The sequence below is a fragment of the Neoroseomonas terrae genome (genome assembly GCF_018129025.1).
GTDB classification, from domain to species: domain Bacteria; phylum Pseudomonadota; class Alphaproteobacteria; order Acetobacterales; family Acetobacteraceae; genus Neoroseomonas; species Neoroseomonas terrae.
On sequence record NZ_JAAEDI010000001.1, the window covers coordinates 194,290 to 213,553 of the forward strand.

General features: G+C 69.4%; 16 protein-coding genes. 9 read left to right on the forward strand and 7 right to left on the reverse strand.

Translation table 11 applies throughout. From position 1 onward, the window contains the following. Window positions 1-28: 28 nt before the first annotated feature. The 6 genes from GXW78_RS00955 (at window position 29) to GXW78_RS00980 (ending at window position 8,540) form a co-directional block, all read left to right on the forward strand. Window positions 29-1,315: an ABC transporter substrate-binding protein gene (locus tag GXW78_RS00955; RefSeq protein WP_211865228.1), complete on the forward strand. Its 1,287-nt coding sequence runs from the start codon at window positions 29-31 to the stop codon at window positions 1,313-1,315. Then, on the forward strand, window positions 1,315-2,112 hold the full coding sequence (locus tag GXW78_RS00960; protein ID WP_211865230.1) for an ABC transporter ATP-binding protein: 798 nt from the start codon (window positions 1,315-1,317) through the stop codon (window positions 2,110-2,112). The genes GXW78_RS00955 and GXW78_RS00960 overlap by 1 nt, the downstream gene beginning before the upstream one ends. Continuing rightward, window positions 2,109-3,761, forward strand: a complete 1,653-nt coding sequence (locus tag GXW78_RS00965; RefSeq protein ID WP_338147650.1) for an acyl-CoA synthetase — start codon at window positions 2,109-2,111, stop codon at window positions 3,759-3,761. The genes GXW78_RS00960 and GXW78_RS00965 overlap by 4 nt, the downstream gene beginning before the upstream one ends. A 14-nt stretch (window positions 3,762-3,775) precedes the next feature. Then, entirely contained in the window at window positions 3,776-4,948 is a 1,173-nt protein-coding gene (locus tag GXW78_RS00970; protein WP_211865232.1) for an isovaleryl-CoA dehydrogenase, read from the forward strand. Between the two features lie 62 nt (window positions 4,949-5,010). Next, window positions 5,011-6,555, forward strand: coding sequence for a carboxyl transferase domain-containing protein (locus GXW78_RS00975; protein WP_211865389.1), 1,545 nt, complete (start codon window positions 5,011-5,013; stop codon window positions 6,553-6,555). Further along, window positions 6,555-8,540 carry an acetyl/propionyl/methylcrotonyl-CoA carboxylase subunit alpha gene (locus GXW78_RS00980; protein ID WP_211865234.1) on the forward strand — a complete coding sequence of 662 codons (1,986 nt, stop codon included), beginning with the start codon at window positions 6,555-6,557 and terminating at the stop codon, window positions 8,538-8,540. Before GXW78_RS00975 ends, GXW78_RS00980 begins: the two co-directional genes overlap by 1 nt. On the opposite strand, the gene GXW78_RS00985 is transcribed toward GXW78_RS00980, so the two are convergent. The 4 genes from GXW78_RS00985 to GXW78_RS00995 form a co-directional block, all read right to left on the reverse strand. Beyond that, window positions 8,500-8,964 carry a hypothetical protein gene (locus GXW78_RS00985; RefSeq protein ID WP_211865236.1) on the reverse strand — a complete coding sequence of 155 codons (465 nt, stop codon included), beginning with the start codon at window positions 8,962-8,964 and terminating at the stop codon, window positions 8,500-8,502. The genes GXW78_RS00980 and GXW78_RS00985 overlap by 41 nt on opposite strands. A 107-nt stretch (window positions 8,965-9,071) precedes the next feature. Further along, window positions 9,072-12,308: an error-prone DNA polymerase gene (locus GXW78_RS00990; protein ID WP_338147652.1), complete on the reverse strand. Its 3,237-nt coding sequence runs from the start codon at window positions 12,306-12,308 to the stop codon at window positions 9,072-9,074. Next, on the reverse strand, window positions 12,305-13,894 hold the full coding sequence (locus GXW78_RS27710) for a Y-family DNA polymerase (protein WP_246521733.1): 1,590 nt from the start codon (window positions 13,892-13,894) through the stop codon (window positions 12,305-12,307). The genes GXW78_RS00990 and GXW78_RS27710 overlap by 4 nt, the downstream gene beginning before the upstream one ends. Next, entirely contained in the window at window positions 13,891-14,631 is a 741-nt protein-coding gene (locus GXW78_RS00995; RefSeq protein WP_211865240.1) for an ImuA family protein, read from the reverse strand. The genes GXW78_RS27710 and GXW78_RS00995 overlap by 4 nt, the downstream gene beginning before the upstream one ends. Window positions 14,632-14,839: 208 nt before the next feature. On the opposite strand from GXW78_RS00995, the gene GXW78_RS01000 reads away from it, so the two are divergent. From GXW78_RS01000 to GXW78_RS01010, 3 genes are all read left to right on the forward strand, one after another. Further along, entirely contained in the window at window positions 14,840-15,862 is a 1,023-nt protein-coding gene (locus GXW78_RS01000; protein ID WP_211865242.1) for a cysteine synthase A, read from the forward strand. 23 nt (window positions 15,863-15,885) lie between these two features. Continuing rightward, a complete protein-coding gene (cysE, locus tag GXW78_RS01005; protein WP_211865244.1) occupies window positions 15,886-16,539 on the forward strand; it encodes a serine O-acetyltransferase in 654 nt (217 codons plus the stop codon). 147 nt (window positions 16,540-16,686) lie between these two features. Then, window positions 16,687-17,409, forward strand: a complete 723-nt coding sequence (locus GXW78_RS01010) for a DUF1194 domain-containing protein (protein ID WP_211865246.1) — start codon at window positions 16,687-16,689, stop codon at window positions 17,407-17,409. On the opposite strand, the gene GXW78_RS01015 is transcribed toward GXW78_RS01010, so the two are convergent. The 3 genes from GXW78_RS01015 to GXW78_RS01025 all read right to left on the reverse strand — a co-directional run bounded on the left by GXW78_RS01015 (window position 17,396) and on the right by GXW78_RS01025 (window position 19,257). Next, window positions 17,396-17,818, reverse strand: a complete 423-nt coding sequence (locus tag GXW78_RS01015) for a hypothetical protein (protein ID WP_211865248.1) — start codon at window positions 17,816-17,818, stop codon at window positions 17,396-17,398. The genes GXW78_RS01010 and GXW78_RS01015 overlap by 14 nt on opposite strands. Before the next feature lie 103 nt (window positions 17,819-17,921). Beyond that, window positions 17,922-18,332, reverse strand: a complete 411-nt coding sequence (locus GXW78_RS01020) for a DUF3775 domain-containing protein (RefSeq protein ID WP_211865250.1) — start codon at window positions 18,330-18,332, stop codon at window positions 17,922-17,924. A gap of 100 nt (window positions 18,333-18,432) precedes the next feature. Further along, window positions 18,433-19,257, reverse strand: a complete 825-nt coding sequence (locus GXW78_RS01025) for an aldo/keto reductase (RefSeq protein WP_211865251.1) — start codon at window positions 19,255-19,257, stop codon at window positions 18,433-18,435. Between the last annotated feature and the right edge of the window lie 7 nt (window positions 19,258-19,264).

Here is a 19,264-nt window from a genome sequence, read left to right on the forward strand (position 1 = left end):
CCCGTACGACACAAGGAGGAATGACCAGATGAGGTTTTCGCTTCCCCTGCTGGCCGGTGCGCTGTTCGCGGCGGTGCCGGCACTCGCCCAGGCGCCGATCCCGGTCGGCCACCTGATGGACAATTCGGGCGCAACCTCGGATGTCGGCGTGCCCTACGGCCAGGGGGTGGCCGACACGCTCAACTGGGTGAACCAGACGCGCAACGGCGTCGCCGGGCGTCGCCTGGCCGTCTCGGGCTTCGACTATGGCTACCAGGCGCCGCGTGCGGTCAGCCAGTATCAGTCCTGGGCGCAGCGCGAGCGCGTCGTCGCCATTCAGGGCTGGGGCACCGCGGATACCGAGGCGCTGGTCCGCTTCGTCACGCGCGACCGCATTCCCTACATCTCCGGCTCCTACTCCGCCGCGCTGACGGATGCAGGTGGCACGTCTCGCCGGCAGGGCGTGGAGCCTGCCCCATTCAACTTCTTCTTCGGCCCGTCCTACTCGGATGCGCTGCGCGGCATGCTGCAATGGGCGGCGGATGACTGGCGCGCGCGCGGCCAGCAGGGGCGCCCACGCTACGTGCACATGGGCGCGAACCATCCCTATCCGAACAGCCCGAAGGAGGCCGGCGAGGCGCTGGCGCGCGAACTGGGCTTCGAGGTGCTGCCGGCGATCCAGTTCGCGCTGACGCCGGGCGACTACACGGCCCAATGCCTTACGCTGAAGAACCAGGGGGCGAACTACGCCTATCTGGGCAACACGGCGGGGTCCAACATCTCGGTGCTGCGCGCCTGCCAGACGGTCGGGGTGCAGGTGCAGTTCCTCGGCAATGTCTGGGGCATGGATGAGAACGCCATGAAGGCCGCCGGCACCGCGGCGAATGGCGTGGTCTTCCCGGTCCGCACCGAAGCCGTCTGGGGCGGCACCGGCCCGGGGATGGACACGATCCGCGCCATCAGCCGGACCTCGGACCCGAGCGGCAACGCCTACCGCCCCGTGCACTACCTGGCCGGCGCCTGCGCCGCCATGCTGATGGTCGAGGCCATGGAGACCGCCGCGGCCAATGGCGGCCAGGTCACCGGCGAGCGCATCCGCGATGGCTTCTACGCCCGCCAGAACTGGGTGCCGAACGGCTTCCAGGGCGTCTGCACGCCGTCGACCTTCACCGCGGCGGATCACCGCGGGACCATGCGGGTTGCGCTGTACCGCGCGCAGGTGACGGGCAACACAGCGCAGGGATCGGTGCAGGAGCTGATGGCAGCCGGCACCATGTCCCTGCAGCCGGTCGCCACCATCGACCTGCCGCGCCGGGCGGATTGGCTCGGCTGGTGATGACGGCGCCGCCCCTCCTCGAGGTCAAGAACATCGAGGTGGTCTACAACGAGGTGATCCTCGTGCTGCGCGGCCTGTCGCTCGCCGTGCCGAAGGGGCAGATCGTGGCACTTCTCGGCGCCAATGGCGCCGGGAAGTCGACGACCCTGAAGGCCATCTCCGGCCTGCTGCGCAGCGAGGAAGGCGAGGTCACGCGCGGCGACATCCTGTTCGAGGGCGAGCGCATCAACGGTACCGAACCCGATCGCATCGTCCGCCGCGGCATCTTCCAGGTGATGGAAGGGCGGCGGATCATCGCCGACATGACCTGCGTCGAGAATCTGCGCCTCGGCGCCTTCACCCGGCGCGATGCGGGGGTGAACCGCGACATCGACATGGTGTTCGACTACTTCCCGCGGCTGCGGGAGCGGAGCGGCCTCGCCGGCTACCTTTCCGGGGGGGAACAGCAGATGCTGGCGATCGGCCGCGCGCTGATGGCGCGGCCGCGGCTGATCCTGATGGACGAGCCTTCCATGGGTCTGTCGCCGCTGCTGGTGAAGGAGGTCTTCGGCATCATCCGCCAGCTCAACAGCGACCTCGGCATCACCATCCTGCTGGTCGAGCAGAACGCGCGGATGGCGCTGTCCGTCGCGACCTATGGCTACATCATGGAGCAGGGCAAGGTCGTCCTGGATGGCGATGCGGCGGCCCTGGCGGAGAACGAGGACGTCAAGGAGTTCTACCTCGGTGGCCACGGCGCCGACCGGAAATCCTTCCGAAACCTCAAATCCTACAAGCGGCGGAAGCGCTGGCTGTGACCGGCACGGCGCTGCTGCCCGCCGCGGAGTCCTACGAGGAACTGGTCGCCCGGTTCCGCTGGCGCATTCCGCCCGCCTTCAACATCGCCGAGGCATGCTGCGACCGCTGGGCCGACGGCAGCGGCCGCGTGGCGGTGGTCCATGTCCGGCCGAACGGGCCGCCGGAGCGGATCACTTTCGACGCGCTGCGCAGCAGTTCCGCCCGGGTCGCCCATGTGCTGAAGGCGCAGGGGGTGGGGCGCGGCGATCGCGTCGCCGTGCTGCTGGCCCAGGGCCCGGAGGCGGCGATCGCGCATCTCGCCATCTACCGGATCGGCGCCATCGCGGTGCCGCTGTTCCAGTTGTTCGGGCCGGATGCCCTGGAGTTCCGGCTGCGCGATTGCGGTGCCTGCGCCGTTGTCACGGATGATGTCGGCCTGGCGAAACTCGACGGTGTGCGGGATCGGCTCGGCGATCTGCGCGTCATCCTGAATGCGGACGGAGCCCGGCCTGGCGTGCTGTCCCTGTGGGAGGAAGCCGGGCGGGCGCGGGACGATGTGCCGCCCCTGGCGACGGCGGCGGATGACCCGGCACTGATCATCTACACCTCCGGCACCACGGGATCTCCCAAGGGGGCGTTGCTGGCGCACCGGGTGCTGCTGGGCCACCTGCCCGGCGTCGAGATGCCGCAGGAACTGTTTCCGCACCCTGGCGACCTGTTCTGGACGCCGGCGGATTGGGCGTGGATCGGCGGCCTGCTCGATGTGCTGCTGCCGTCGCTGTATCATGGCGTGCCGGTACTGGCGCACCGCATGGCGAAGTTCGACCCCGAATACGCCTTCCGCCTGCTGGCGGCGCACGGCGTCCGCAATGCGTTCCTGCCGCCGACGGCCCTGCGGATGATGCGGCAGGTCGCCGAGCCCGGGCGCTTCGGCCACCACCTGCGCAGCATCGGCAGCGGCGGGGAGACGCTGGGGGCCGAGGCGCTGGAATGGGGCCGCAGCGCCTTCGGCCTGACCATCAACGAGTTCTACGGCCAGACCGAATGCAACCTGATCATCGCCAACTGCGCCGGGCTGATGCCGGTCAGGCCGGGGTCGATGGGGCGCGCGGTGCCGGGGCATCATGTCGCGATCCTTGATGCGGCCGGCCGGCCGCCGGCGGCCGGGGAGCCCGGTGTCATCGCAGTCCGCCGCCCCGATCCCGTGATGTTCCTCGGGTATTGGAACAATCCCGAGGCGACGGCAGCGAAGTTCAGCGGAGACTGGCTGCTGACGGGCGATACCGGCGTACAGGAGGAGGATGGCAGCTTCCGCTTCATCGGCCGTGCCGACGATGTCATCACCTCTGGCGGCTATCGCATCGGCCCGGGCGAGGTGGAGGATTGCCTGATGCGCCACCCATCCGTGGCGATGGCCGCGGTGATCGGCCTGCCGGACGCGCTGCGCACCGAGGCCGTGACGGCCGTGATCGTGCCGGCGCCCGGGGCAGCGCCGACGCCTGCTTTGGCAGAGGAAATCCGCGGCTTCGTGCGGCAGCGCCTCGCCGCGCATCTCTATCCGCGCCGTGTTGTCTTCGCCGAGACCCTGCCCATGACCGCCACCGGGAAGGTGATGCGCGGTACCCTGCGACAGACGCTTGGCAGCGGCGCCGGACCGGCCGATCCTTGATGGCGAGGTGACCGATGCCGACGAACCAGATCCCGACCCTCGATCTCGACCTCGGCGACGAGATCGACATGCTGCGCGACAGCGTCCGGTCCTTCGCCGATGAGCGGATCGCGCCGATCGCCGCGGAGATCGACCGGACGGACGAGTTTCCGCGCCACCTCTGGCCCGAGATGGGCGCCCTCGGCCTGCATGGCATCACGGTCGAGGACGAGTATGGCGGTTCGAACATGGGCTACGTCGCGCATTGCGTGGCGATGGAGGAGGTCAGTCGCGCCTCCGCCTCGGTCGGGCTGTCCTATGGCGCGCATTCCAACCTGTGCGTGAACCAGATCCGCCGCTGCGGCACCGACGAACAGAAGCGGCGCTATTTGCCGAAACTTGTGTCCGGGGAGCATCTCGGCGCCCTGGCGATGAGCGAGCCGGGCGCGGGTTCGGATGTGGTCAGCATGAAGCTGCGGGCGGAGAAGCGGGGCGACCGGTACGTGCTGAACGGCACGAAGATGTGGATCACCAACGCGCATTACGCGGAGACGATGGTGGTCTATGCCAAGACCGACCCGGCGGCAGGTCCGAAGGGGATCACGGCCTTCATCGTCGAGCGCGGCTTCAAGGGATTCCGGCCGGCGCAGAAGCTCGACAAGCTCGGCATGCGCGGGTCGCCCACCAGCGAGCTGGTGTTCGAGGATTGCGAAGTGCCGGCGGAGAACGTGCTGGGAGAGGTCGGCGGCGGCGTTCGCGTGCTGATGTCGGGGCTGGACTATGAACGCGCCGTGCTGGCGGCGGGACCGCTCGGGATCATGCAGGCGTGCCTCGACCTGGTCGTGCCCTATGTCCATGAACGCAAGCAGTTCGGCCAGCCGATCGGCGAGTTCCAGCTGATCCAGGCGAAGCTCGCCGACATGTACACGCAGCTCAGCGCATGCCGCGCCTATGTCTATGCCGTGGCGCGCGCCTGCGACCATGGACGCACCAGCCGCAAGGACGCTGCCGGCGCCATCCTGTTCGCGGCGGAGGCCGCGACGAAGGCGTCGCTGGATGCGATCCAGATTCTGGGCGGCAACGGCTACATCAACGACAACGCAACGGGGCGGCTGCTGCGCGATGCCAAGCTGTATGAGATCGGGGCCGGCACGAGCGAGATCCGGCGCATGCTGATCGGCCGGGAATTGTTCAAGGAGACGGCGTGAGCCACGTCCTTTCCTCCTCCGTCGATACGCGCAGCGAGGCCTTCCGTGCCAATGCCGCGACGATGCGCGGTCTGCTGGACACGCTGTCGGCGCGAAGTGCCGAGGCCGGCGCGGGTGGCCCCGCAGCGGCGCGCGAGAAGCATGTCGCGCGCGGCAAGCTGCTACCGCGGCAGCGCGTGGAGAGATTGCTCGATCGCGGTTCGCCGTTCCTCGAGCTGTCGCCGCTCGCCGCGTATGGCATGTATGGCCGGGAGGTGCCCGGCGCCGGGATGATCACGGGGATCGGGCGCGTTGCGGGCCGCGAATGCGTCATCGTCGCCAATGATGCGACGGTGAAGGGCGGGACCTACTACCCGATTACCGTGAAGAAGCATCTGCGCGCGCAGGAGATCGCGGCGCAGAACCGGCTGCCCTGCATCTACCTGGTCGATTCCGGCGGCGCGAACCTGCCGAACCAGGACGAGATCTTCCCAGACCGCGAGCATTTCGGCCGCATCTTCTTCAACCAGGCTCGGTTGTCCGCTGCCGGCATTCCGCAGATCGCCGCCGTCATGGGGTCGTGCACCGCGGGTGGCGCCTATGTCCCGGCGATGTGCGACGAGGCGGTGATCGTGCGGGAGCAGGGGACGATCTTCCTGGCCGGCCCGCCGCTGGTGAAGGCCGCGACGGGGGAAGTGGTCAGCGCCGAGGATCTCGGCGGCGCCGATGTGCATACGCGGCTGTCCGGCGTTGCCGACCATTTCGCCGTGGACGACATGCATGCGCTGGGGCTGGTGCGGCGCATCGTGGACAATCTCGGCGCCACGCAGCGAGCGGCGCTGCCTGCGCGGACGCCAGTGCCGCCGCGCTACGATCCGGCGGAACTGCACGGCATCGTGCCGCCCGACCTCCGCACGCCCGTCGAGGCGCGGGAGATCATCGCGCGCATCGTCGATGGATCGGAACTGGACGAGTTCAAGCATCGGTACGGTGCGACGCTCGTCTGCGGCTTCGCGCGCATTTGGGGCATGCCGGTCGGCATCCTGGCGAATAACGGCATCCTGTTTTCGGAATCCGCACAGAAGGGCGCGCATTTCGTCGAGCTCTGCTGCCAGCGTGGCATCCCGCTGCTGTTCCTGCAGAACATCGCCGGCTTCATGGTGGGCCGGAAATACGAGGCCGGCGGCATCGCGAAGGATGGCGCGAAGCTCGTCACCGCCGTGGCCTGCGCCAATGTGCCGAAGTTCACCGTCATCACCGGCGGTTCCTTCGGCGCCGGCAATTACGGGATGTGCGGGCGCGCCTATTCCCCGCGCTTCCTGTTCACCTGGCCCAACTCCCGCATCTCGGTGATGGGCGGGGAGCAGGCGGCGAGTGTGCTGGCCACTCTCCGCCGCGACAACATCGAGGCGCGCGGCGAGAGCTGGAGCGCGGAGGCGGAAGATGCCTTCAAGGCGCCGATCCGCGAGAAGTATGAGCGCGAGGGCGACCCGTACTACGCCACGGCGCGGTTGTGGGATGACGGCATCATCGACCCGGCCGACACTCGCGACGTGCTGGGCTTGGCGATGGCCGCCGCGCTGAACGCACCGATCGAGGAGACACGCTTCGGCGTGTTCCGCATGTGATGTTCCGCCGCCTGCTCATCGCCAATCGCGGCGAGATCGCCTGCCGCATCATGCGCACGGCGCAGCGGATGGGCATCCATTGCATCGCCGTGTTCAGCGAGGCCGATGCACAGGCGTTGCATGTGGCGCTCGCGGATGAAGCCCACGCCATCGGACCGGCGCCGGCGCGCGATTCCTATCTTCGCGGCGACCGTATCCTGGAGGTGGCGCGCAACGCCGGCGCTGACGCCATCCATCCCGGCTACGGGTTCCTGTCGGAGAACGCGGCGTTCGCGGAAGCCTGCGAGGCCGCCGGTATCGTCTTCGTCGGTCCGCCCGCCGCAGCCATCCGAGCCATGGGCAGCAAGGCGGAATCGAAGGCGCTCATGGTCGCGTCGGGCGTGCCGGTCGTGCCGGGCTATCATGGTGACGACCAGTCCGACGGGTATCTGGCGGCCGAGGCGGCACGAATCGGCTTCCCCATCCTGATCAAGGCCAGCGCCGGCGGCGGCGGCAAGGGCATGCGCCCGGTCTTCGCCGCGCCGGATTTCGCCGCCGAACTCGCCGGGGCGCGGCGGGAGGCGAAGGCGGCCTTCGGCGATGACCGCGTGCTGCTGGAACGCTATCTGCAGAAGCCGCGGCACGTTGAGGTGCAGGTCTTCGCCGATGCCCATGGCCGCATCGTGCACCTGCATACGCGCGATTGTTCGGTGCAGCGGCGCCATCAGAAGGTGCTGGAGGAAGCACCGGCACCGGACCTGTCGGCCGCGCTGCGCGACCGGCTGCACCAGGCGGCGATCGCGGCGGCGCATGCGGTCGGCTACGTCAATGCCGGCACGGTGGAGTTCATCGTCGAAGGCGACGACGCGTTCTTCATGGAGATGAACACGCGGCTGCAGGTGGAACATCCGGTGACGGAGATGGTCACCGGACTCGATCTGGTGGAATGGCAGCTGCGCGTCGCGGCGGGGCAGGCGCTGCCGGACCATTGGCCGCCGGATGCCGAGGGGCACGCCGTGGAGGTGCGCCTGTATGCCGAGGATCCCGATCACGATTTCCGGCCCTCCATCGGCATGCTGCAGCGCTTCTTCGGGCCGCCGCAGAGTGGAAGCATTCGCGTCGACACCGGCGTTCGCGACCGGGATGCCATCACGCCGCACTACGACCCCATGATCGCCAAGATCATCGCGGCGGGTGCCGATCGCGGCGAGGCGCTGGAACGTCTTGCCGCGGCGCTCGCGGATACGCAGCTCCGTGGGCTCACCACGAACCTGCCGTTCCTGCGGCGGCTGGTGTCGCACCCCGCGATGCGCGCGGCGGAACTCGACACCGGCTTCATCGCGCGGCACGCCGCCGAGCTGATCCCACCGCCGAAGGAGGCGCCGGCCGTGGTGCTGGCCGGATTCGCGGTGGTCTATCTGGCGCGGATGCGGTTCGACGCCGCCGGCGCGTCACCCTGGAGCCAGTGTCGCGGATTCCGCCTGTTCGGCGCGGCGGAGGAGTTGCTGCTGCTGCGCGACGCCGTGCGCCTGCGGCGCGTCCTGGTCCGGGACCGGCGCGGCAGGATGGAGGCCGTCATCGATGATGGGCCGCCGCTGCCGATCGATGCCGATCTCTCGCACGGGCTGCGCGCCTGCGTCGATGGCGTATGGCATCCGCTGCCCTTCACGCTGGAGGGCGACGTTATCGACCTGACCTTCGCCGGTGAGGACTACGCGCTGCACCTGGTGGATCCCTATGCGCAGCGCGGTGGGGAAGCGGCCGTGGATGGGCGGCTATCGGCGCCGATTCCGGGCCGGGTCGTCCAGGTGCTGGTGCAGGTGGGGGACCACGTCGCCCGCGGTCAGGTCGTCGCAATCCTCGAGGCGATGAAGACCGAGCTGCGCATTGCCGCGCCAGCGGATGGCGTCGTCGCGCATATCGGCTGCGCGGCGGGCGACAGTATCGAGGAAGGGACGGAGATCGTTACCCTCGCGCCGCCGGACGGGAGCGCATCGCTTCCCTGATCGGGTGGCGCAGCAGCAGCCCAGCGCGGCGGAAGGCGCAGCCGAGATGGATTGCCGCCGGCAGCGCCGCATAGGCGGCCTGCAGCGGCAGCAGGCGGAGCAGGGCGGCCAGCGCTTCGCTGCGTACGCCGCGCTGCGCCAGGGCGCAGGCGAGGAGGAGCGCAGCTTCCTGCGGTGCCACACGCTGGCAGAAGGGGCAGCCTGCGGCGATGGGGGCGGCGCGCAGCAGCGCATCCAGCGGTGGCGCAGCGGGGCCGGCGTCTTCCGTCGCGAGGATCATCCTGGCGGCGAACAGCGGTGGCTGGCCGGCCCGCGCGGCGCCGTACCAGGCGCGGATCGCGTCCAGCAGGAGCTTCTCCTGAGGTGGCAGGTCATCCGCCACGGTGCCGGCCCAGGGCCAGTCCGGGAGTCCGCTGATCGCCATGCAGAATCCTCTCACTGCGAGCGGCAAGACTAGGGTAAGTGAGAATGATTCGCAATAACTCTATCGTTAGCGCAGGATCCGGGGGCGTCGCGGCGGGCGAACCGGGCCTAATGGAAGTCGCGGCTGGGGGGCAGGCGCAGCCGCTGGCTGCCCGGATTGGGCCGAAGGACCTCATCCGCATGGGCCATGGCACTGTTCCAGCGCGCTTCGTCCAGGTGATGCAGCCCATCCAACAGGTCGGATCGGTCGACCAGCCGCCGGACCATGAGGTGGATGATCGGGACGGTTTCGGTCTCGACGCGCTCGACCGTTCCCTCGGCGAGCACCAGCCGGGCGGCGACGACCGCGGCGCGGAACCGTTCCGCGAGGTCCGGATAGACGACCAGGTTGGCGACGCCGTGCTCGTCCTCGACCGTGAAGAAGACGACGCCCTTGGCGCTGCCGGGGCGCTGGCGGACCAGCACCAGACCGGGCAGGCAGAGCCGCTGCCCCTGCCTGGCCTTGCCCAGCCTGCGCGTATCCGCGAGCCCCAGCGCATCCAGTTGCGGGCGCAGCAGCCGCAAGGGATGGGCGCGCAGCGTCAGCCCGGTGCCGGCGTAGTCGAGCACCGTCTGCTCCCCCGCCGTGGCGCGGGGTAGCCGCGGGGCGGCCTCGCGCCCCTCGGCGGCGGCGAGCGGGGGCGCGGGTGCGGACAGTGCCGCGGCATCCCACAGCGCCGCGCGGCGGTTGCGACCGAGGCCACGGAAGGCATCGGCGCGCGCCAGGGCTTCCAGCGCATCGCGTCCCGGCCGCGCGCGCTGTGCGACATCCGCGATGGAGGCGAAGGGTGTCTCGGAACGGGCATCGATGATGCGGTTGACCTCATCCGCGCCCAGGCCGGAGACCTGGCGAAGACCCAGCCGCAGGGCGAAGCCCTCGGCGCTTCCCGGGTCCGGTTCCAACGTGCAGTCCCATACGCTCGCGGTCACGTCGACCGGCCGGACCGCGACGCCATGCGCCTGCGCATCCCGCACGATCTGCGCGGGCGCGTAGAACCCCATGGGCTGGCTGTTCAGCAGTGCGCAGGCGAAGATCGTGGGGTGGTGACACTTCAGCCAGGCGCTCGCATAGACGAGCAGGGCGAAGGATACGGCGTGGCTTTCCGGAAAGCCGTACTTGCCGAAGCCCTCGATCTGACTGAAGCACTTCTCGGCGAAGTCCTGCGGATAGCCGCGGCCGACCATGCGCGAGACGAAGGTCTTCTGGAAGCGGGAGACCTCGCCTTCGTTGCGGAAGGTCGCCATCGCCCGGCGCAGCGCATCGGCTTCGGCCGGCGTGAAATCAGCGGCCGCGATGGCGATCTTCATCGCCTGTTCCTGGAACAGCGGCACGCCGTAGGTGTCCTGGAGGATTTCCTTCAGCTCGTCGGGATTGTCCGGCGGTCCGGGAATGTCGCAGGGTTCCAGACCGTCGCGGCGCCGGAGATAGGGATGCACCATGTCGCCCTGGATCGGGCCCGGGCGGACGATCGCGACCTCCACCACCAGGTCATAGAATTTGCGCGGCTTCAGCCGCGGCAGCATGTTCATCTGCGCGCGGCTTTCCACCTGGAAGACGCCAACGGCATCGGCGTGGCAGAGCATGTCGTAGACGCGCGGATCGCGTGCCGTCATGTCCCGCAGCCCGACCGTCCTGCCGTGGTGCTCCCGGATCAGGTCGAAGCCGCGCCGCAGGCAGGACAGCATGCCGAGGCCGAGCACATCCACCTTCAGCATCTTCAGCGCTTCGATGTCGTCCTTGTCCCATTCGAGAGTCGTGCGGTTCTCCATCGCGGCGTTGGAGACGACGGCGAGTTCGATCAACGGTCCTTCCGTGATGACGAAGCCCCCGACATGGGTGGAGAGATGGCGGGGGAATTCCAGGATCTCATCCGCAAGTTCCAGCGCCAGGGCGAGGCGTCGGTCGCCGGCGATGTCCAGCCCTTCCTCCGTTGCGATATCCGTCATGCCGCGATCGCCATGCGGGCCCCAGACGGATTTCGCGAGGCCGGCGGTGACGTCCTCGGTCAGCCCCAGCGCCTTGCCCACCTCCCGGATCGCGCTGCGTGGCCGGTAGCGTGCGAGGGTCGCGCAGATCGCCGCGCGCTTGCGGCCATAGCGTTCGTAGATGTGCTGGATCACTTCCTCGCGTCGCTCATGCTCGAAATCGACGTCGATGTCGGGCGGCTCGTTGCGTGCGCTGGACAGGAAGCGGGCAAAGAGCAGGTTGTGCTTCTCGACATCCGCCGCGGTGATCTTGAGTACGAAGCAGACCGCGGAGTTCGCGGCCGAACCGCGCCCCTGGTACAGGATGCCCTTGCTCCCCGCGAAGCGGACGATCTCATGCACCGTGAGGAAGTAGGGCGCGTATTCAAGCTCGGCGATCAGCTCGAGTTCGGCGCGGAGCAGTCGGCGCAGCTTCTCGCTCGGCCCGCGCGGCCATCGTTCGCGGTCAGCGATAGCCTCCGTGATGCGCGCCTCCAGCGTCTCCTGCGCGGTGCGGCCGACATCGAGCACTTCCTTGGGATACTGGTAGCGAAGCTGGTCGAGTTTGAAGTGGCAGGCGGCCATCACGCGCTGCGTGCTGGTCACAGCCTCCTCATGTCCCTGGAACAGCCGCAGCATCTCGGCGGGCGATTTCAGGTGCGCCTCCGCATTCGCATCCGCCGCGAAGCCCAGCGCATCGACCGTGGTGCGCAGCCGGATCGCGGTGAGCACATCGGCAAGCCGCCGCCGCTCCGGCGCGTGATAGCGTGCCCCGCCCGCAGCCAGCAGCGGGATGCCCAGCCGCGCCAACGCATCCAGCCGCTGGCGATCATCCCCACGATAGCGATGCGCCACGGCACAGAACAGCGGCAAAGCGAGGTGGCGCCGCAGCGCCTCCGCGTCGGCGCGCAGCCGCCCGGCGAAACCCGGACCGATGTCGTCGGGCGAGATCATCGCCATGACGCTGCCTTGCGCATGCTCGATCAGCGCCGCGCGATCGATGTGGCATTCGCCCTTCGGCGCCGCCATCCGACCTTCCGACAAAAGCCGCGTCAGCCGCCCCCAGGCTGTGAGATCCGTCGGCCAGGCGAGGTACTCGCAGCCATCCGTCAGGCAGAGGCGCACACCTGCCAGGAAGGGGAAGCCCTTGGTCCCGTCTGTCTCTCCATCGGCTTTCGCTGCGACGAAGGCGCGAACGACGCCGGCGAAGGAATTGCGATCCGCCACCCCGATCGCGGCGTGGCCAAGCATTTTCGCCGTCGCGACCAGCTCATGCGGATGCGACGCCCCTTCCAGAAAGGAAAAGTTCGTCAGGGCGCCGAGTTCGGCAAAGACGGTCACGGCAAATGGCCATGCAGGGCCCAGCGTGCTTCCGTCCCCGCTTCCGCGAAGCCGATGCGGCAGACCCAGAGCCGCGACCCGGTGGAAAGCTCGACCCGGTAGTAGTCGCGGAAAAGCCGGTCCGGGCGGTCCCGCCACCATTCCGGTTCGAACCGTTCCGGTCCTTCGGCGCGGGTGACCCGCAGGGAGTCCCGCCCGATCCTCAACAGGGATGGCGGGGCATCCGGCAGCAGCGCGACCGCCCCGACATAGGGCGGTCGGCGCAGCAGCCGCACCGGCCGGGGCCGGCTGTTCCAGCCTTCCAGCGTGTCGATCGCTTCGAAGGCATTGACCCGGCGCATCGCCCGCTCCGGCCAATGGCTCGCCCGTGGCGCCAGGCGCCAGACCGGCAACCGCTGCGACAGGCGGTCGAGCAGCTGCGCCAGCTCCTCCCGCCGTTCAGAACGCCCTGCCGTGCCCAGGTCTTCCTGCAAGCCGATCAGCGGGTCGGTCATCGGCGCTTCCAGCGCCATCCGGTCGAAGCCGCAATCGGGCGCCAGCGTCTCCAGCTTCTCGCGGAACAGCCGCGCGAGATGCCGCCGATCGCGGGAGGCCAGGCCGGTGCCGATCGCGACCTCCTGCACCGCGCCATCCACGCGACAGGCGCGCAGCAGCAGCCGCCGCGCGCCACGCCCCGCTTCCCGCAGCGCACGGCACAACTCGTCGAGCAGGCCGTCGAGCGCCGCCTCGATCCCGTCCCGCGTCACCACCGGATCGACGAAGTTCCGCGCCGCCGCCATCTCCGGCGGTGGGCGGATGGGCACGATCGGGCGCGCGGCCAGGCCGAGCGCCTCGTCCAGCGCACGCATCAGCCCGGCGCCACAGCGGCGCGCCAGCGCCGGCCGGGGCTGGGCGGCCACGGTGCCGACGGATCGCAGGCCGAGCCCCTGCAGAACGCGGATTAGCGCAGGTTCCAGATGCAGCGCGGCCAGCGACAGCGGCGCGACGGTCGCCTGTTCCTGTCCCGGCGGCACGATCCCGCCCCATCCGTCCCGTACCAGTGCCAGCGCCGTGCCGGCCGTGCCGGCCACCGCAACCACGGCGGACAGGCCCTGGCGCGACAGCCGACCCCGCATTTCCGCGTGCAAGGCGGCTTCGCCGCCGAACAGGTGCTCGACGCCGGCGATGTCGAGCACCAGCCCATCCAGGCCGACCACGCCCACCAGCGGCGTGAAGCGCATCGCCCAGAGCGCCAGCCGCTCCAGCGCGGCCGCGTCGCCGGCCGGATCCTCCGGCACCAGCACCACCTCGGGCAGGATCGCCTGTGCGTCGGCAAGCGTCTGGCCGGTCTCCAGCCCGGCCGTCTCGGCCGCCTCGCTGACCGACACCAGAACGCGTCGCGATCCCTGCTGCGCCCAGATGGCAACCGGGCCGGGGCGACGCAGGCGCTCGACCGGGAAGCGAGGCAGACGGATGGCGAGGACACGGCGCGGCAGCGCCGAGGCCCCCCCGGCCGGTGCGGCAGAGGCCTTTTCGGCCTCGGCGGGTTCCGTCCCCAGCAAGGACGGCATCGCCATCCGGGGCGGCCGGCAGAAGCGTCGCCTCATGCGCGCCTCCGGACCGGGGTGCGCCGGGCGGCACTCTCCTCCGTCACCAGGCTGGCCTGGCCTTCATGCCAGGTGGCGCGCCAAGTGCCTCCCCGTCCGCCGCGGCAACGCAGCAGGTCGAGGCTCCAGGCCGGATCGCCGAGTTCGTGGCGGCTGGGGCTCTCCGATGGTGCGGCACCGATCCGCCAGCGGGTCAGGGCTGCGGTCGGGGCGGCGCCATCGGCGTCCGGCCGCAGCAGCAACCCGAGCACGCCACCCGCCTCGGCGGCGAGCTGCAGCCGCCTCGCCGCTGTCAGGTCCAGTTCCCCCGTCACCAGAAGCGCAGCGCCGACCGCCGGGCAACGCAGCGTCTCCTCCATCGCCCAGAGCGCATCCTGTTCGCGCGGTGCCTTCACCAGCACCAGCCGGTCGGGCGTCAGGCCGAACCGGGCGAGACCCGGGGGCCAGGCATCCGGTTCCGGAGCAATCCACAGCACGGTGCCGCCGGCGCGGGCCAGCACCATGGCCGCAAAGCCGCCCGCGGCGCCGGGTTCGGCGGCCAGCACCTCGTGCAGCGCGGCACGGGGCAGGCCGCCCCATGGCAGGCCCGAATCGATGGCGGGAGCCAGGGGGACGGCGTCTTCTCCACGCGCTGCCAGGGCCTCGGCCGCGCCGGCACGCTCCATCCGCGCGATGCGGGCGCGGAGAGCGGAGATCACGGCAGGGCGGTCGAGAGAGTCGGGGGGAGGGGCTGGCATGGCGGAGAAAGGCCGCGTTAATGTTCGTCTTATGTTCTCGTATTGCCACCCCGGAGGTCAAGGACCGCGGAAGCTTTCGCTCCGAAATCGCGTGGCGGGCCAAGGAATTCTGCCGTTAACCCCTTCAGGAGAAATGGCTTCCTGCCCCTTGCCCGACCGGCATCCGCACCCGACCATCATCCCATCGAGTGCAAGGAACCGTCGCGCCATGGATGCAGTCCCGCCCCCCACCATCGGCACCGTGGATGGGTTCGAGGGAGCGGTCGGCAACACCCCGCTGATCCGCCTGCGGCGGGCCAGCGCGGCCACCGGCTGCGACATCCTGGGCAAGGCCGAGTTCATGAATCCCGGCGGGTCGGTGAAGGACCGCGCGGGACTCGGCATCATCCTGGATGCCGAGAAGCGCGGCCTGCTGACGCCCGGCCAGCCCGGTACCATCGTGGAAGGCACGGCCGGCAACACCGGCATCGGCATCACCCTGGTGGCGAATGCCCGTGGCTACCGCAGCGTCATCGTCATCCCCGAGACCCAGTCGCGCGAGAAGATCGACTTCCTGCGCATGATTGGCGCCGATCTGCGCCTGGTGCCGGCCAAGCCTTACTCGGACCCTGGCAACTACGTGCATTTCAGCCGGCGACTCGCGGAGGAACTGGGTGCCGTCCACGCCAACCAGTTCGACAACACGGCCAATCGTGATGCCCATGAGGCGACGACCGGCCCCGAGATCTGGACCCAGACCGACGGGCGGGTCGACGCCTTCACCTGTTCCTGCGGCACCGGCGGGTCGCTCGCCGGCGTGGCGAGAGCCCTGAAGGCGCACAAGCCTGACGTGCGCATCGTCCTCGCCGACCCGATGGGCAGCTCGCTCTATTCCTGGGTGAAGACCGGCGAGCTGAAGCCCGAGGGCAATTCCATCACCGAGGGCATCGGCCAGGCCGCCCGCGTGCCGGGCAACCTCGAACCCGACCGCGCGCTGATCGACGACGCCGTGCAGGTGACGGATGAGGAAGCCCTGGAGCAGGTCTTCGACCTGCAGATTCATGAAGGGATCTCGGTGGGCGGGTCAGCCGGCATCAACGTCGCGGCCGCCATCAAGGTGGCGAAGGCGATGGGACCGGGTCACCGCATCGTGACGCTGCTCTGCGATGGCGGCGCCCGCTATCAGTCCAAGTTGTTCAATCCGGAATTCCTGCGCGGCAAGGGCCTTCCCGTGCCGCCCTGGCTTGCCTGACGCATTCCTCCTCGGGGGCATCCATGGAAGTGATCGAGCTCGCCCGCGCCATCCGCAATCGCGATCCGGCCCGGCCGTCCTGGCCGGAGGCCATTCTCTGCTATGCCGGGCTGCATGCCATGGTCTGGCACCGCATGGCGCATGCGCTCTGGCGGATCGGGCTGCGCGGGCCGGGGCGCTTCATCTCTCATATCGGCCGTTTCCTGACCGGGATCGAGATTCATCCCGGTGCGCAGATCGGCCGCCGCCTGTTCATCGACCACGGCATGGGCGTCGTGATCGGCGAAACGGCGGAGATCGGTGACGACGTGTTGCTTTATCACGGTGTGACTCTGGGCGGCCTGTCGGGCAGCCCGGGCAAGCGGCACCCGACTATCGGCAGCAACGTCGCGATCGGCGCCGGGGCGAAAGTGCTCGGCCCGATCCTGGTCGGCGATGGGGCGCGGATCGGGGCCAATGCGGTGGTGACGAAGGATGTTCCCGGAAATTGCACCGTGGTGGGTATTCCCGCTCGGCCGCCGGCAGGATCGCCCTGCGCCGACCCGACCGTGGGCTACGGCCTGACCGATCCGGAGGATGATCCGGTTGGCGAGCAGCTCGCCGCGATGCGGGCAGAGCTGGCTTCCCTGCGGACGCGCGTCGCCGAGCTGGAGCGCGAGCCCGTCGCGCCGCGCTGATCCGCGATGCTGCGCGCGGGGGGTGGCCCCGCGCGGACAATGGTTCTGCGCCGCGCTCCGTGATCCGCATACCGGCCTGCTGCGTTTCGGAATAGTTGAACTGCATCGCCTCGCGGGCCCACCATGGCGGTCCGTGAGGAGGTACCGATGCGTCGCAGGACCCTTCTCGCCGCGGCAGGCGCCGCGGCCATGACGCCATCCGGCCGGCTGCGGGCCGAGGAGGCGGTCGATGTCGCCCTGGTGCTCGCCGTGGACGTCTCCCGCTCCATCGACGAGGACGAGGCGCGGCTGCAGCGCGAGGGCTACCGCAATGCCGTGGCCGATCCGATCGTGGTCGCCGCCATTCGTGGCGGGCTGATCGGTGCCGTCGGCGTCGCCTATGTCGAATGGGCGGGCATCGAGTACCAGCGCACCGTGATCCCGTGGCGGCGCATCGGCAGCCAGGCGGATGCCGATGCCTGGGCCGGCGAGCTGGCTGAGGCGCCGCGCACTTCGCTGTCCTGGACCTCGATCTCGGGCGGCATCCGCCATTCGCGGAGCCTGCTGGAGGAATGCCCCTTCGAAGCGACGCGGCGGGTCATCGACGTTTCCGGCGACGGGGTGAACAATTCCGGCCCGCCGGCCGATCAGCAGCGTGACGCGGCCATTGCCGAGGGCATCACCATCAACGGCCTGCCGATCATCAACGATCGACCGACCTTCGGGCGCATGCCGCCCGTGCCGCTCGACGACTACTACCGGGAGAACGTGATCGGCGGCGACGGCAGCTTCATGATCGTCGCCGAGGATTTCGAGAGTTTCGGCGTGGCAGTGAAGCGCAAGCTGATCCGCGAAATCGCCGGGCTCGTGGTGGGGCCTATTCCCGTGTGACCTGGCTCTGGTCCACCAGCCGAAGGCAGCCCTGCACGACCGGCGCACAGGCCGCGTTCTGCGACAGCGGCAGCGCCGATTCCGCCGAGTAGCCGATGCGTGTCACCTTCCCGTCCACGAGCTGGAAGGTGACGCGGCAGGTGGAACCCGCCGCGACGCTAAGTGACCCGCCGATCACCGGCACCGGCGCCGAGACGCCCGCCGCCGGTGGCGTGCGGTCGTACGTCCAGAAGTCGCCGCCCGCGGAACTGGCGGTCAGGTTCGGTACGCCGGCGCATAACCGCAGGTCGTCCGCGCGCAGGCCCACCAGCCGTTCGCGCCCATCCTCCGCCATGGCCGAATCGCGAGCGGAACATGTTGGCAGGAACGGCAGCAGAAGCAGCAGTAGAAGGCGTGGCGGCACGGTCATGCCAGCGGCTCCAAAGGTTCGTCAGCGGTCATGGCGGGTATTGCCGCTGACGGGCCGCGGGCGCAACAAACGACGGGTCTACAGGACGGTGTCTGCTAGGTTCTCAGTCCGAATCCTCGAGCGAGAGACCGAGTTCCGATAGCCCTTCTTCCAGCATGTCGCCCAGCATGTCGATGCCGAGCAGGTATTCGGCTGGGTCGCGCACGTTGCGTTCCTTGGCGAGGTTGCGCGCCTCCTCGAATTCCTCGCCGGTGTAGTCGCCACGGCCAATCCAGGCGAGCGCGATCAGGGAGGCCTGCTCATCCTCGTTCAGGTCGGCGATGAAGGCGCGCAGCGCGTCTTCATCCATGTTCTCGTCATCCTCGGCGTCGAGGCCTTCCTCATCCTCTTCCTCGCGCTCGACGGCGCCGCTTTCCTCGGTCTCCTGAACGGCGCGGGCGGCGTCCACGATGGCTGCCACGGATTCGAGGCTGATACCGAGGTCGAAATCTTCGTCGTCGCTGCGCGCGGACATGGGCCTTCTCTCCGGCTGATCGGAACCGGCGCAACAAAGCATGGGCGGGCGGGGGGTTTCCACCCGTCGGGTCAAAGATTTGCGCTCGGTGCCGCGCGTGTCAGGCAGCCCAGTCCGGTGCGAAATCGGGGTTCACCAGCCGGCGGTCCTTGGGTAGGGCGGCGATGGCCGAGAGGTCATCCGCGGTCAGCCGCAGATCGGCGGCGGCAAGGTTTTCCTTCTGGCCCTGTGGGCGCCCGGATTTGGGGATGGCGACGAGATTCGGCTGCGCCATCAGCCAGGCGATCGCGACCTGCACCGGCGTGGCGCCATGGCGCTTGGCGATGGACTGCATCACCGGATCGTCATTCACCTGCGCCTTGGCGATGGGGGAGTAGGCCGTCATCGCCAGGTCATGCGCGCGGCACAGCGCGGCGAGCTTTTCCTGCCAGAGATAGACGTGGCATTCGACCTGGAGGGCCGCGATCGGCGCGATGCGCAGATCGAGCGCGCGCTTCAACAGGCCGGGTGGGAAGTTCGACACGCCGATGGCGCGCGCCAGCCCATCCGTCCGCAGCTTCGCCAGCGCCGTCAGGGAAGCAGCCAGGTCCATGTCAGGCGCCGGCCAGTGGATCAGGATCAGGTCGGCATAGGGTGTCGCGAGCTTCTTCAGCGACGCCTCCGCCGAGGCGCGCAGCGCATCCGGGGCGAGTTCCGTCCACCAGATCTTGGTGGTGAGGAAGATCTCCTCCCGCTTCACGCCGGACCCGGCGATGCCGGCGCCGACGGCTTCCTCGTTGCCATACATCGACGCGGTGTCGATGTGGCGATAGCCCAGGCCGATCGCGCTCTCGACCGCTGCCGTCGCCTCCGCCCCGCGCAACTGCCAGGTGCCGAGCCCGATGCGCGGGATGGTCAGCAGGTTGGTCTCGAGGATCGGCGCCATCGGCATA